This is a genomic window from Saliterribacillus persicus, assembly GCF_003337485.1.
In the GTDB taxonomy this organism is placed as follows: domain Bacteria; phylum Bacillota; class Bacilli; order Bacillales; family Amphibacillaceae; genus Saliterribacillus; species Saliterribacillus persicus.
This window is the reverse complement of record NZ_QPJJ01000016.1, coordinates 20,053-34,158: the sequence shown is the minus strand read 5'-3', so window position 1 is coordinate 34,158 and position 14,106 is coordinate 20,053. Positions and strand designations below refer to the sequence as shown.

14 protein-coding genes are annotated in these 14,106 nt (G+C 34.8%); 12 read left to right on the top strand and 2 right to left on the bottom strand.

Going from position 1 to position 14,106, the window contains the following annotated elements:
* Positions 1-9 precede the first annotated feature (9 nt).
* From rhaB to DFR57_RS15400, 9 genes are all read left to right on the top strand, one after another.
* A complete protein-coding gene (gene rhaB / locus DFR57_RS15440; RefSeq protein ID WP_114354120.1) occupies positions 10-1,413 on the top strand; it encodes a rhamnulokinase in 1,404 nt (467 codons plus the stop codon).
* A gap of 14 nt (positions 1,414-1,427) precedes the next feature.
* Positions 1,428-2,684 carry an L-rhamnose isomerase gene (gene rhaA / locus DFR57_RS15435; RefSeq protein WP_114354119.1) on the top strand — a complete coding sequence of 419 codons (1,257 nt, stop codon included), beginning with the start codon at positions 1,428-1,430 and terminating at the stop codon, positions 2,682-2,684.
* A 210-nt stretch (positions 2,685-2,894) separates the two neighbouring features.
* A complete protein-coding gene (rhaD, locus tag DFR57_RS15430) occupies positions 2,895-3,728 on the top strand; it encodes a rhamnulose-1-phosphate aldolase (RefSeq protein WP_114354151.1) in 834 nt (277 codons plus the stop codon).
* A gap of 241 nt (positions 3,729-3,969) precedes the next feature.
* The gene (locus DFR57_RS15425; protein ID WP_114354118.1) at positions 3,970-6,036 is read left to right on the top strand and encodes a bifunctional aldolase/short-chain dehydrogenase; all 2,067 of its coding nucleotides are present in this window, start codon (positions 3,970-3,972) and stop codon (positions 6,034-6,036) included.
* A 254-nt stretch (positions 6,037-6,290) separates the two neighbouring features.
* A complete protein-coding gene (locus DFR57_RS15420) occupies positions 6,291-7,016 on the top strand; it encodes a (Fe-S)-binding protein (protein ID WP_114354117.1) in 726 nt (241 codons plus the stop codon).
* On the top strand, positions 7,016-8,437 hold the full coding sequence (locus DFR57_RS15415) for a LutB/LldF family L-lactate oxidation iron-sulfur protein (protein ID WP_114354116.1): 1,422 nt from the start codon (positions 7,016-7,018) through the stop codon (positions 8,435-8,437). Before DFR57_RS15420 ends, DFR57_RS15415 begins: the two co-directional genes overlap by 1 nt.
* Positions 8,438-9,154, top strand: coding sequence for a LutC/YkgG family protein (locus DFR57_RS15410; protein WP_114354115.1), 717 nt, complete (start codon positions 8,438-8,440; stop codon positions 9,152-9,154).
* 173 nt (positions 9,155-9,327) lie between these two features.
* Positions 9,328-10,227, top strand: coding sequence for a cysteine synthase A (cysK, locus tag DFR57_RS15405; RefSeq protein ID WP_425450976.1), 900 nt, complete (start codon positions 9,328-9,330; stop codon positions 10,225-10,227).
* An 18-nt stretch (positions 10,228-10,245) separates the two neighbouring features.
* Entirely contained in the window at positions 10,246-10,890 is a 645-nt protein-coding gene (locus DFR57_RS15400) for an SDR family oxidoreductase (protein WP_114354113.1), read from the top strand.
* Positions 10,891-10,948: 58 nt separating this feature from the next.
* Here the strand turns inward: DFR57_RS15400 and DFR57_RS15395 are convergent, their stop codons facing one another.
* On the bottom strand, positions 10,949-11,194 hold the full coding sequence (locus tag DFR57_RS15395) for a hypothetical protein (RefSeq protein WP_114354112.1): 246 nt from the start codon (positions 11,192-11,194) through the stop codon (positions 10,949-10,951).
* Positions 11,195-11,323: 129 nt separating this feature from the next.
* On the opposite strand from DFR57_RS15395, the gene DFR57_RS15390 reads away from it, so the two are divergent.
* On the top strand, positions 11,324-12,112 hold the full coding sequence (locus DFR57_RS15390) for an alpha/beta hydrolase (protein WP_114354111.1): 789 nt from the start codon (positions 11,324-11,326) through the stop codon (positions 12,110-12,112).
* 66 nt (positions 12,113-12,178) lie between these two features.
* Entirely contained in the window at positions 12,179-12,325 is a 147-nt protein-coding gene (locus DFR57_RS18340) for a hypothetical protein (RefSeq protein WP_170133008.1), read from the top strand.
* Here the strand turns inward: DFR57_RS18340 and DFR57_RS15385 are convergent.
* On the bottom strand, positions 12,315-12,755 hold the full coding sequence (locus tag DFR57_RS15385; RefSeq protein ID WP_114354110.1) for a YaiI/YqxD family protein: 441 nt from the start codon (positions 12,753-12,755) through the stop codon (positions 12,315-12,317). The two genes, DFR57_RS18340 and DFR57_RS15385, sit on opposite strands and share 11 nt — an antisense overlap.
* A 108-nt stretch (positions 12,756-12,863) precedes the next feature.
* Between DFR57_RS15385 and DFR57_RS15380 the strand changes: the two genes are divergently transcribed.
* Entirely contained in the window at positions 12,864-14,018 is a 1,155-nt protein-coding gene (locus tag DFR57_RS15380; RefSeq protein WP_114354109.1) for a M20 family metallopeptidase, read from the top strand.
* Positions 14,019-14,106 lie beyond the last annotated feature (88 nt).

The window sequence follows — 14,106 nt, the reverse complement described above, 5'->3', positions numbered from 1 at the left end:
AGTGAATTTATGCAAAAATGTACCTTAGCAGTAGATATTGGAGCTTCAAGTGGTAGAGTCATTGCAGGTTTTTTAAAGGATGGAAAATTAATATTAGAAGAAGTACACCGATTTAAAAATGAAATGAAGCAAGGTGAGTCACATTTATATTGGGATGTTGATTTGTTATTTAAAGAGATAGTATCTGGAATAAAAAAGTGTAATACATTAAAATTCCTTCCACAATCAATTGGAATAGACACATGGGCAGTAGACTTTGTTTTACTTGATAAAAACAAACAACGAATAACAGACGCGGTAGCTTATAGAGATAACAGAACAGATGGGATGATGGAAGAAGTTTTACGGCATATCAAAAAAGAAGAGCTTTATGAAAGAACAGGAATTCAATATCAGAAATTTAATACCATTTATCAATTATATTCGATGAAACTTCATGAGAAAAAGGTGTTAGATGAAGCTAAATACTTCCTAATGATTCCTGATTATCTACATTATCGATTGAGTGGGATACTTGTAAACGAATATACGAACGCAACCTCAACACAGCTAGTTAAAGCAGATGAAAGACAATGGGATGAAGAGTTAATAACCCGACTAGATCTTAATCCTTCCATGTTTTTACCGATCACAGAACCGTGTGTAACAATTGGTAGGTTAACAGAAAGCTTAAAGAAAGAGCTAGGCTTTGATATGGAAGTTATTGCTCCAGGGACACATGATACAGCTTCTGCTGTGGTATCGGTTCCAGCAGAAGATTCGATTTATATAAGTTCAGGCACATGGTCATTAATGGGTGTTGAAAATGATCAAGCTATCAACTCGGAGGAAGCTCTTCTCTATAATTTCACCAATGAAGGTGGGGTAGGCGGAAACTTTCGCTTCTTAAAAAATATTATGGGGCTGTGGATGATTCAGGAGGTGAAACGCGTATTGAACGATTCCCACTCACACGAAGAATTAGTCGAGTTAGCAAAGGGTGCAACGATTCCTTCTATCGTGAATGTAAATGATGATCGATTTTTAAGTCCAAAAAATATGATCGAAGAAATTCAAGTATATTGTAAGGAAACCAATCAAGTAATACCAGAGACACCTGGTGAATTAGCTAAAGTAATTTTCGATAGTTTAGTAAAAAGCTATCATGAAACAATTAATCAAATAGAGCGTTTATCAAACAAAAAGTATGAATCCATCAATATTATTGGCGGTGGAAGTCAAAATGCTTACATTAATCAAAAATTAGCAGATGTTTCACAAAAAGATGTTTATACAGGTCCAATAGAAGCAACAGCAATTGGCAACCTAGTTGCTCAGTTCATGGCGAAAGGAAGTATTTCCACCAAGCAAGAAGCTAAATCAATGATTCAACAATCTTTCGAAATAAAGCATTACAAAAGTAAAGCATTGTAAAAGGAGGAATTTAAATGAGTACAGATAATAATTTTAAGTCAGCTAAAGCTACCTATGAAAAGTGGGGTGTTTCTGTAGATGAGGCACTAGAAAAGTTAAAAAATGTTTCTATCTCCATTCATTGCTGGCAAGGGGATGATATAGGTGGATTTGAAGTAGATCAACAAGAATTATCAGGTGGAATTGACGTCACTGGAAACTATCCAGGAAAAGCGACAAATCCTACAGAGTTAAGAAAAGATTTAGAGAAAGCTTTGTCATTAATTCCGGGGGATCATCGCATTAATTTACATGCGATTTATGCGGAAACAGACGGTAAAATTGTAGATAGAAATGAATTAGAGCCAAAGCATTTTAAGAATTGGGTTGAGTGGGCGAAAAAGCAAAATCTTGGATTAGATTTCAATCCAACCTTGTTTTCACATCCAAAAGCAGATGATGGTTTAACATTAACTCACCCGGATAAAGAAATAAGGCAATTTTGGATCGATCATTGTATTAAAAGTAGAGAAATTGGTGCCTACTTTGGTAAAGAGTTAGGAACGCCTGCCTTAACAAATATTTGGATTCCAGATGGTTATAAGGATATACCAAGTGATCGATTAACTCCGCGGAAACGATTGAAGGAATCTTTAGATGTTATTTTACAAAAAGAAATAGATCCGAATTATAATTTAGATGCTGTAGAAAGTAAATTATTTGGAATTGGATCAGAAGCATATGTAGTTGGATCTCATGAGTTTTATATGGCTTATGCGATAAAAAATAATATTCTATGCCTACTAGATACCGGTCATTATCATCCAACAGAAATGGTTTCCAATAAAATCTCATCTATGTTGCTATTTCAAAATCAGCTAGCGTTACATGTTTCAAGACCGGTTAGATGGGATAGTGATCATGTTGTAATTTTTGATGATGAATTAAGGGAAATTGGATTAGAAATTGTTAGAAACGATGCATTAGAAAAGGTATTAATTGGGCTAGATTTCTTTGATGCAAGTATTAATCGTGTAGCAGCTTGGACAATTGGTACTAGAAATATGCTTAAATCACTTTTATATGCGTTGTTATTACCACACGATCATTTGAAGAAGCTTCAAGAAGAAGGAAACTTTACTGATCGCTTAGCGTTAATGGAGGAGTTTAAAACTTATCCGTTTGGAGAGATTTGGGATTTTTATTGTGAAGAGATGAATGTACCTGTAAAAGAGAATTGGTTAGACGAAGTAAAAAAATATGAGAAAGAAGAATTAAGTAAAAGAGCATAAGACATTAAATCGCTTTCAAAAAGAGGATCTATATAGGTTCTCTTTTTTTGTTACAAAACGGACACAAATAAAAACTTAAATGTTTGTTTGTGTTGATTTATTTAGGATATGAAGATATAATAAGAATATAAAGAAATGAAGATAGTATTTAAAAACTTTTGCTATATATTATGTGAATGATTGATCAATAGGAGGTCGATTTAAATGAAAATGATAAACAAAAAAGATGAAATTTTACTAAATGTTCCTGAAATTCAAGAATTGATGAAATTAACACAAGACATGTGGAAAATGGGTTGGGACGAAAGAAATGGTGGTAATATTAGTTACCTTTTAAAAGAAGAAAATATTATTCCTTATCTGTCTGAAGCATATCCGAAAAGACAAATGGTATTAGATTTTAAAGTAGAATTACTTAAAAATCAGTATTTATTAGTAACAGCATCTGGAGAGTATTTCAGAAATATTATCATGGATCCACTTGCTACATTAGGAATTATAAGAATTAGTGAAGATGGTAATTTTGCAGAAATCGTTTGGGGTTTTGAAGGCGAAGGAAAACCAACTAGTGAATTATCCTCACATTTAATGAGTCATGAAGCAAGACTTGCAGAAGATCCGGAGCATAGAGTTATCATGCACACACATGCTACTAACTTAATTGCGATGACATTTACCCATGTATTATCTGAAAAAGAAATGAGTAGTACTTTATGGAAAATGTGCACGGAATGTATTGTTGTATTTCCAGAGGGTGTTGGTATCTTACCATGGATGATTCCTGGAACAGATGAAATTGGAATAGAAACAGCTTCAAAAATGAAAGATTTTAGATTAGTGGTTTGGCCACACCATGGTATATTCGGTTCTGGTGCTACTTTAAACGAAGCATTCGGATTGATAGAAACTGCAGAAAAAGCAGCTGAGATTTATATGTTAGTTAAATCTCATCCAGCAGGCATTATGCAGGAAATAACAGATCAGCAATTGATCGATTTAGCTAAAGCATTTAACGTAAAACCAAATCCTTTATTTTTATCATAAAGAAAACCATAGAATAATCAATTTGCTTGATAGAATATACGCAACAAAATAGTAAAAACAATGCAATAGTATTAATGAACCTAGATTCATTCGCTAATTTTAAGCGAAAGGATCTAGTTTTTTTGTATTAATAAATAACCAAATAATCAGAAAAATGAAATAAAAATAAAAAAAGCTATTCAAACATAAACAAAAATATGTTATGCTTGTTTCAGTAATAAAACAAGGGGAGGAATTAATATTGGTACAAAATAATTGGGAAGATAATCAGGCAAGTCAAGGAAATGGGTTAGAATCACTTGTTTATCGTTCAAATCTACTTGGTTCAGATCGTTCAGTAGCAAATTGGGGTGGCGGTAATACATCTTCAAAAACTATAGAAAAAGACTTTAAAGGTGAAGATATTGAAGTAATGTGGGTAAAGGGTAGTGGTTCAGATTTAGCAACCATGAAAGCGCATAATTTTACTGGCTTAAAGCTAGAGGATATCAAACCTTTAATGGAAAAAGAAGATATGTCAGATGAGGAAATGGTTAATTACTTAGCCCATTGTATGATTGATGCAAAGCATCCTCGTTCTTCTATTGAAACACTATTACATGCATTTTTACCATATAAGCATGTGGATCATACGCATCCGGATGCTATCATCAGTATCGCATGTGCGGATAATGGAAAAGAAGTAGCGAAAGAAATTTATGGTGATCGTTTTGTTTGGGTTCCATATATTCGTCCAGGATTTAAATTATCAAAAATGATTGCTGAAGGTGTGAAGGAAAACCCGAATGCTGAATTAGTAATCATGGAAAAACATGGGCTAGTGACATGGGGAGATACGTCAAAATCCTCTTATGAAAAAACGATTGCTATTATTCAAGAAGCAGAGGCATATATTGAAAAGAAAGCAAAAGAAAAGGCCCTGTTTGGTGGCAATAAATTTGATTCTCTAAAGGTTGAAGATAGAGAAAATATCTTCGCTCAAATATTACCCTTAATTAGAGGGCAAGTAAGTCAGCAAAATAAAATGCTAGTTACCTATAATGATGATGAGAGTGTACTTAATTTTGTAAATAGTGAGAATGCACCTTCTTTATCCCAAATTGGCGCAGCCTGTCCGGATCATCTCGTGCATACAAAAAGAGTGCCGTTGTTTATTGACTGGGAACCATCTGTTGATAACCTAGAAGGTTTAAAAGAAAAAATTAAAAATGGTTTAGCTAAGTATGAAGAAGAATACATTGCCTATTTTGAAAGAAATAAAAATGAAGGTGATGAGCTAGTAGAGGCTGTTCCTCGAGTACTTCTTATTCCTGGTCTTGGTATGATTAATACAGGTAAAAGCTGGACTGCTGCAAATGTGAGTGAATCTTTATATCACAGAGCTATTTCTGTTATGAGAGGGTCTACTTCTTTAGGGGAATTTGTTTCGTTAAGTGAATCAGAATCCTACGGTGTAGAATACTGGCCATTAGAGCTTTATAAGTTAAGCTTAGCTCCAGCTGAAGCAGAATATTCTCGTCAGGTTGCCTTTGTTACTGGTGGTGCTGGTGGGATTGGTACAGCTACTTGTTATCGCCTCGTATCAGAAGGTGCACATGTTGTGATAGCTGATATAAACAAAGAGGGTGCGGTCGAATTAGCAGAGAATATTAACAAACAATTCGGAGAAAATCGTGCCTATGCTGTGAAAATGGACGTTACTAGCGAAGCAGAAGTGCAGGCTTCAATTCAAAAGTCAGTCCTTAAATATGGTGGTATTGATCTCTTAGTGAACAATGCAGGTTTAGCTAGTTCAAGTCCATTTGAAGAAACCACTATGGATCAATGGAACTTAAACATCAACGTGTTAGTAACCGGATATTTCTTAGTTGCTAGAGAAGTATTTAAATTAATGAAATCACAAGAAATCGGTGGAAACATGGTGTTTATCGGTTCTAAAAACTCCATTTATGCTGGCAAAAATGCTGCAGCCTATAGCACAGCAAAAGCAGCGGAGGTTCATTTAGCAAGAACAATTGCAGCTGATGGAGGGGAACTTGGTATTCGAGTTAACTCTGTTCTTCCAGATGCAGTAATCAGAGGATCAAAAATATGGGATTCTTCATGGAAAAAAGAAAGAGCTTCTTCTTATGGCATTGGAACAGATGATTTAGAAGCACATTATCGTAAACGTACGATTTTAAACGTGAATATTTTACCTGAAGATATCGCTGAAGCAATTGCGTATTTAGGATCATCAAAAGCAGCTAAAACAACAGGTTGTATGGTAACAGTTGATGGTGGTGTAGCAGCTGCTTTCACACGTTAAAAAATGAGTGCTTTTTTAACGAATTTAAAAATGCTTTTAACGAAACAGTCATTCAAAATGTAACGCTTTTAAATAAACATTACATTTTGAAAACAAATGGATGGATAAACCGTTATTTTTGGTTTATCCATTCCTTTTATATCAAAGATCCAAATAAAAAGCTTGAAATAGCATCAGTTTCTTTAGAAAATGTTATGATAGATATAAGCGAAATGATAAGGCTTTCATGTTTGAATTATAAGGGGCGGATTATATTGAAGGTTTCTTTATTTATTACTTGTTTAGGGGATATATTCTATGTAAATGCTGGCAAAGCAGCAGTTGAACTGTTAGAAAGGTTAGGCTGTGAGGTTGATTTTCCCGCTTCTCAAACTTGTTGTGGGCAACCAGCCTATAATAGTGGATATCATACACAAACAAAAAGGTCAGCAAAGAATATGATAGAAGCTTTTGAAAATGCAGATTACGTCGTAGGTCTTTCGGGTTCATGTGCGTATATGGTTCATGAGTACCCCCATCTATTTGAAAATGAACCTGAGTGGAAGCAAAAAGCGGAAATATTAAAAAAGAAAACATTTGAATTCACACAATTTATAACAGATGTATTAAAAATATCAGATGTAGAAGCCACCTTTAAAGCGAAAGCAACCTATCACACTTCTTGTCACATGACTAGATTACTAGGGGTAAAAGATTCACCTTATACGTTATTAAAAAATGTAAAAGGATTAGAGCTTTTTGATCTACCGCACAAAGAAGATTGCTGTGGGTTTGGAGGAACATTTTCGGTGAAGATGAACCGGATTTCAGAGCAAATGGTTGACGAGAAGGTAATGCATATCGAATCGACAGATGCAGATGTTCTAATCGGCGCAGATGCAGGTTGTTTAATGAATATTGGTGGAAGAATTGAAAGACAGGATAAACCTATTCAAGTATTTCATATAGCCGAAATTTTAAATAGCAGAGGTGAAGTATAATGCCGATGCAAATTGGTGAAAAAAACTTTAAAAATCGTGTTGAAAAAGGGCTTGGCGATGATTTTATGCGTGGAGCTGTCAAATCTGCTCAAAGTAGATTGCAAAATAATCGAAAATTAGCAGCAGAGGACCTTGGTGACTGGGAGGACTGGAGAACGCTTGGTCAAGAAATCAGACAACATACAATTGAAAATTTAGATTACTATTTAAACGAACTAAGTGAAAATGTAGCAGAGTTAGGCGGACATGTTTATTTTGCAGAAACTGCAGAAGAGGCAAATAAATATATTCAGGACGTTGCCAAAAAGAAAGACGCAAAAAAAATAGCAAAATCAAAATCAATGGTAACAGAAGAAATTTCAATGAATGATGCATTAGAAGATATAGGCTGTGAGGTAATCGAGACAGATCTTGGGGAGTATATTTTACAAATAGATGATCATGATCCACCTTCACATATTGTGGCTCCTGCTCTTCATAAAAATAAAGAACAGATCCGCGATGTATTTAAAGAAAGATTAGGCTATCAAAACTCAGAACTACCAGAAGAGCTCGCCTTATTCGCAAGAGAAAAATTAAGAGAAGAATTTTTACAAGCCGACATCGGTATTACTGGATGTAACTTTGCTGTCGCAAATTCTGGTTCTTTTGCACTTGTGACGAATGAAGGTAATGCGCGAATGGTAACATCATTACCTAAAACTCAAATTACAGTTATGGGTATGGAAAGAATCGTACCAGGTTGGGAAGAATTAGATATAGTTGTAAGTCTTTTAACAAGAGCGGCAGTTGGACAAAAATTAACAAGCTATATTACCGCTTTAACGGGTCCGAAAAAAGAAGAAGAAGGTGATGGACCAGAAGAGTTTCACTTAGTTATTGTCGATAATGGAAGATCAAAAATATTGGGAACTGAATTCCAAGAAGCATTGCATTGTATTCGATGTGCAGCATGTATCAATGTTTGTCCGGTATATCGTCATGTTGGCGGACATGCTTATGGTTCAATTTATCCTGGACCAATTGGTGCTGTATTATCGCCATTACTTGGTGATGATGAGGAGTATAAAGAATTGCCATACGCTTCCTCTTTGTGCGGGGCATGTACAGAGGTTTGTCCTGTTAAAATTCCGCTTCATGAACAATTGATTATGCATAGAAGAAATATGATGGAAGAAAGAGAAATGGGGAACTTGGCAGAAAAAATTACTATGCAAGGATTTGGTGTATTGACTGGATCAAGCTCTCTTTATAAAATAGCTACGAAAATGGCACCATTTGTTGCTACACCATTTATTCATGATGGGTCTATTTCTAAGGGGCCAGGTCCTATGAAAGGATGGACAGGAATCAGAGATATGCCTGCACCATCTAAAGAAAGATTTAGAGATTGGTATAAAAAGAGAAAGGCGGGGAAGTAGATGGAAGCAGGACAAATTCACAATAAAGATGCGTTCTTAAGCAAGGTTAGAAATCATTTAGGTGTCATTGAAGTTAAAGACCATGTGGAAAAGCCTGAATGGTCTGTTTCCCCTCAAAAAAACGTATTAAAAGGTAAATCAAAGGATGAATTGGTGGAAGTGTTAAAGGAACAATGTAAAGTAATTCATACCGATTTTTATCAAACAAAAAAGAACGAATTAAACGGTGTATTGGAAAGCATTATTAAGAAATTTCAGGCTACCTCAGTTGTGTCCTGGAGTGATGAAGAGATGAAGAAGTATTTAAATGGCATTGATGCTATTATAAAAAACAATAATATCGATTTTTCTGAATGGGATGATAGTAATCCTGAAGAAAGTATTAAAAATGCAGAGAAAGCTGATATTGGAATAACATACAGTGACATCACGCTAGCTGAATCTGGAACAGTGGTTTTATTTAATAGTTTAGGTAAAGGTCGTTCTATTAGCCTCTTACCAAAATTTTACGTAGCACTTATTCCCAAAAGTTCTATCGTTCCTCGTATGACACAGGCGACAACTAAAATAGATCAGGAAATTGAAGCTGGAAATTTAATTCCGTCATGTGTAAATTTCATTACTGGACCAAGTAATAGTGCTGATATTGAAATGAATTTAGTAGTTGGTGTACATGGTCCAATTAAAGCGGCTTATATTGTATTAGATGATATTTGAGAGAAGATACTCCGTTAAAACGGAGTATCTTCTCTTTATATTTTGGGATAATAACTTGAATAGGCTTCATTATCTTTTAATACAAGTTGAATACTTGGAATTATAATCTGTCTCTTGATAAACTGTACATATAAAGTGCATGGGAGGATCATATAGTGACGATATATCAAAATATGACTGAATTAATAGGTAATACGCCAGTGGTGAAATTAAATAAATTAGTACCTGAGGATGCAGCAGATGTTTATGTGAAGTTAGAAATGTTCAATCCATCTAAAAGTGTAAAAGACAGAGCTGCATACAATATGATAGTACAAGCAGAAAAGAATGGGTTAATTAATGATTCTACAACAATTATTGAGCCTACTAGTGGAAACACTGGTATTGGTATTGCGATGGCAGCTGCAGCAAAAGGATATAAAGCAATATTAGTGATGCCAGATAACATGACAAAAGAAAGAATAAATATATTAAAAGCTTATGGAGCGGAAGTTGTCCTAACTCCGAGTGAGAAAAAAATGCCCGGAGCAATTGAAAAAGCAACAGCACTTTCTGAGGAAATCACCAATAGCTTTATCCCACAACAATTTGAAAATGCAGCAAATCCTGATATTCATCGCTTCACAACTGCAAAAGAAATCTTGACACAAATGGATGGTTCTCTAGATGGTTTTGTAGCTACTGCAGGAACTGGTGGGACCATTACAGGAACAGGTGAAACATTAAAAGAAGCATTGCCAGACCTTTATATTGCAGTGGTAGAACCTCAAGGGTCTCCTGTATTATCTGGAGGAAAACCGGGAAAACATAAATTAGTCGGTACAAGTCCTGGGTTTGTTCCAAAAATTTTAAATACGAGTGTTTATGATGAAATTATTCAAATTAGTGATGAAGACGCAGTAGGCACGTTTAAAAAATTAGCATCTTGGGAAGGTATATTTGTGGGGCCTTCTGCTGGAGCAGCGGTATTTGCTTCCATTCAGGTGGCCAAAAAACTTGGAAAAGGTAAAAAAGTACTATGTATAGCTCCTGACACAGGTGAAAGATATTTAAGTATGAATTTGTTCGAATAAGAGAAAGGAGAATTTTTAATGAAAGTATTAGTAATAGGTGCAAATGGTCAGATTGGTACACAACTCGTAGAAAAATTACAAGAAAATGCTACACATGATGTAACTGCAATGGTTCGAAAAGAAGAACAGGTAGAAAAGTTCAAGAAAAAAGGAATCCAAACAGTTTTAGGAGATCTAGAAGATTCTGTTGACGCTTTAGCTGAACGAATGAGTGATGCTGATGCTGTTGTTTTCGCAGCGGGATCAGGGGGAAAAACTGGTTTTGATAAAACATTATTAATCGATTTAGATGGTGCGATTAAATCAGTGGAAGCTGCTGAAAGTAAAAAGGTTGATAGATTTATTATGGTTAGTGCCCATCAAGCACATAATCGCGAAAGTTGGAATGAACAAATTAAGCCTTATTTTGTTGCTAAGCATTATGCAGACGAATTTTTAATGGCTAGTAGTTTGAATTACACCATTTTACGACCTGGCGGTTTAACTAATGATGCCGGTACAGGAAAAGTAGAATTAGGTAAAAATGTAGAAAGAGGAAGCATACCAAGAGAAGATGTAGCTGAAACTGCTATGTTAGCATTAGATAACGAGAGCACCTATAGAAAAGATTTTGATCTTATCTCAGGTGATTCTGAAATAAATGTAGCTTTAAAAAACTTGTAATAGTTGTATAGAAGGAGAGGTCTAGTATTATGCTGCTAGGCCTCTTTTTAATTTTCGCTCAAAACGGATAATTACTAGAAATACTATAATTTGCAAAAGGTGGATAGTAAAGAGGCATATAGCAATATAGCGAGGGGATCGGATATTGATAAGGTCCTGTTTGATCAAAAAGAAAATGATTTTTAACTTCATTATCAAGATATCCGAAGTCCAAATCAAGGAAATCGCTTTTAATCGAACTAAATGTTCTTTCTCCCTGACCAGATAATAAAGAATCAATATTTGCTTCTGATTGTTCCCACATAAAAAAACTCCTTTCTACAGCAAAATTGTTTTACATATATTCAGTGTATGAATCACGGTTATTTTGGTGTAATGACTACCTATTCTTATGCTATAATTATTTTATATACTTTTTAAGAGGAGCTAACTAATGGAAATTACAAATCGCTTAGATAATGAAGAGGAAGATAGAGATATAAATCAAGATTGTCCGGTTTTATCTCCTTATTTATTAGAGAGGGAAAGTAAATCGCCATTTATCTTAATATTACCAGGTGGTGGTTATGGACACCGGGCCTATCACGAGGGAAAACCTGTTGCCGAATGGCTAAATAGAAACGGTATTTCATGCGCTGTATTACACTACAGAGTAGCCCCCAATCAGGCCCCATTGCCATATGATGACGCTAGTTATGCTATGAGATTGGTAAGATCAAAAGCTAAAGAATGGAAAGTTGATTCAGATAGAATAGGGATTTTAGGGTTTTCTGCAGGTGGACATTTAGCAGCAACAGTTAGTAATTATTTTGACGACGGTATCAAAAATGATGAAGATCCTGTTATGCGATATAGTAGCAGGCCAGACCTCCATGTACTTGCTTATCCAGTTATCACGATGGGTAAACACACACATCAGGGAAGCAGAGAAAATTTATTATCAGCAAATGCTATTAAAGAAGATATAGATAAGTATTCAATTGAAAATTCAGTAACAAGTAAAACGCCACCAGCTTTTATTTGGTCAACAGAAAATGATCAAGCAGTCGATATAGAAAATAGCTTACTTTATGCATCAGCACTCCGAAATAATAAAATACCTTTTGCTCTACATATTTTTGAAGATGGTCGCCATGGATTAGGATTAGCAGAGGATCACATAGAAGTAGCAAAATGGAAAGATGTCTGTATCGATTGGTTAAGGAGACATAATTTTAAATAAACGTATATTTTATCCTTATCACTGCGATTTTGTGATAAGGATAAGGACAGAGAAAGGTAGGAGAATATGGTCAAAGTAAAGATGCTTGTTCAGTCAACATATAATAAAGAAATTTTAAGAAAAGGGAAGGAATATGACATTCCTTTAGAAACTGCGAAACGTTGGGAAGTAAGTAAAATTGCTATCATCATCGAGGAAGAAATTAATGAGTAATCTGTTCAATGAAAATCTTTCTAAACATGTCTTTTTGATCTTTGGTTAAAGCTTTTGGGCCTTTCGTTTTAAAGCCAGCTTTTCTAGCTTTGGCTGAAATATGTCTAAATTGAAGTAACTGATCAATTTTTTCCTTCGTATAGGTGTATCCAGTATGATGGAGGACAAAAGCTTTTTTTTCTAGGGCAAGAGCTGCTAAACCATAATCTTGTGTAATTAATATATCCTCTGCGTCTAGCTCACTCATGATTTTGTAATCTACGGCATCACTTCCAGCATCTACATAAATTGTTTCGACGCCTTTAGGAAATTCTTGCATCGTAAAATGATCATAGCTTCTATATATTTGTATCGGTATTTTTTTCTTTGTCGCTTCTTTTATAACAATATCCACAACAGGACATGCATCGGCATCTATTAATATCTTCAATTCATCACTTCCTAAGTTATTTACTTGAATATAAACTATAGCTATTTTCCTAAATCTATAGTAATATTTTAACAACTATCATCAAGATAAGAAAGCAAGGGATACAAAATGATCGATTATTTAACAAATAAGAAAGAAGATATGCTCGTGTTATTAGAGGAACTCGTCAATATTGATAGCGGCACCTATGACAAGATGGGTGTTGATAAAATTGGACAGATAATGAGGAACCTTTTTGAAAAGTTGAATTTTGTAGTGACACCTTTATTTGAAGATGAGTTTGGTGATCATTTGCTTCTTCATTATAAAGACACACAAATAAAGAACACTTCAATAATTATTTTAGCGCACATGGATACCGTATTTGAAAAGGATACGACAGCATCACGTAAATTCTCAATAAAGGGCAAGAGAGCTTACGGTCCTGGAGTCATTGATATGAAAGCAAGTCTAGTTTCGCTTTATTACGCTATTAAAACCCTTCAAAAGGAGGGGGATGATGCTTATAAAGATGTATTGATATTATTAACGAGTGATGAAGAAATAGGTTCACTTTCATCCAGAATCCATATAGAAAAATATGCTGTTGAAAAAAGATTTGCTTTAGTATTAGAACCTGCACGTAAGGATGGAAAAGTGGTAACTGCACGTAGAGGTAAAGGGAATTATCTAATTGAAGTACAAGGGAAAGCTGCACATGCAGGAATTGAACCAGAAAAAGGGAGTAGCGCTATTGCGGAATTAGCTTATAAGATTATTAAGCTTCATGACTTATCAGACCCTAAAAAAGGAATTCATGTCAATGTGGGAATGATTGAGGGAGGATCTTCCGCTAATACTGTTTCAGATTTCGCTAGTGCTCAAATAGATGTTAGATATCAGGAAATAGAACAAGCAATCTCTTTAGAAGAAAAAATGGAAGAGATTTGTGCAGATACATCTGTAAATGGTACCTTAGTATCATTAGAAGGTGAAATGAATCGACCACCAATGGTAAAAACAAAAAAGTCTGAGCAATTACTAAAAATAATAAAAGAAACAGGTAAAGAGTTTGGCATTGAAATTAAAGATACTGCTACGGGTGGAGGGTCAGATGCATCCTTTACTTCTGCTTTAGGTATCCCTACAATAGATGGATTAGGTCCAGTTGGTGGAAACGCTCATCGGGAGGATGAATATTTGGATCTTACTTCACTGGTTCCACGAACAGCCTTGTTAGCTCAGGTAATAGGAAAATTAAGCATCATAACCAACAACAAATAATCGAACTTAGCCAATAAAATTATTTGCAGAAATTTTCTGTAGAGTTGATCGGTTTTTTAAAAGTTAGAGGTTTTAGTTTTGATGCATA

Bases quoted from the DNA above. Each gene is read 5' to 3' on its own strand.
- rhaB (WP_114354120.1), top strand. From the start codon at position 10: ATGCAAAAATGTACCTTAGCAGTAGATATTGGAGCTTCAAGTGGTAGA.
- rhaA (WP_114354119.1), top strand. From the start codon at position 1,428: ATGAGTACAGATAATAATTTTAAGTCAGCTAAAGCTACCTATGAAAAG.
- rhaD (WP_114354151.1), top strand. From the start codon at position 2,895: ATGATAAACAAAAAAGATGAAATTTTACTAAATGTTCCTGAAATTCAA.
- DFR57_RS15415 (WP_114354116.1), top strand. From the start codon at position 7,016: ATGCCGATGCAAATTGGTGAAAAAAACTTTAAAAATCGTGTTGAAAAA.
- DFR57_RS15410 (WP_114354115.1), top strand. From the start codon at position 8,438: ATGGAAGCAGGACAAATTCACAATAAAGATGCGTTCTTAAGCAAGGTT.
- cysK (WP_425450976.1), top strand. From the start codon at position 9,328: ATGACTGAATTAATAGGTAATACGCCAGTGGTGAAATTAAATAAATTA.
- DFR57_RS15400 (WP_114354113.1), top strand. From the start codon at position 10,246: ATGAAAGTATTAGTAATAGGTGCAAATGGTCAGATTGGTACACAACTC.
- DFR57_RS15395 (WP_114354112.1), bottom strand. From the start codon at position 11,194: ATGTGGGAACAATCAGAAGCAAATATTGATTCTTTATTATCTGGTCAG.
- DFR57_RS15390 (WP_114354111.1), top strand. From the start codon at position 11,324: ATGGAAATTACAAATCGCTTAGATAATGAAGAGGAAGATAGAGATATA.
- DFR57_RS18340 (WP_170133008.1), top strand. From the start codon at position 12,179: ATGGTCAAAGTAAAGATGCTTGTTCAGTCAACATATAATAAAGAAATT.
- DFR57_RS15380 (WP_114354109.1), top strand. From the start codon at position 12,864: ATGATCGATTATTTAACAAATAAGAAAGAAGATATGCTCGTGTTATTA.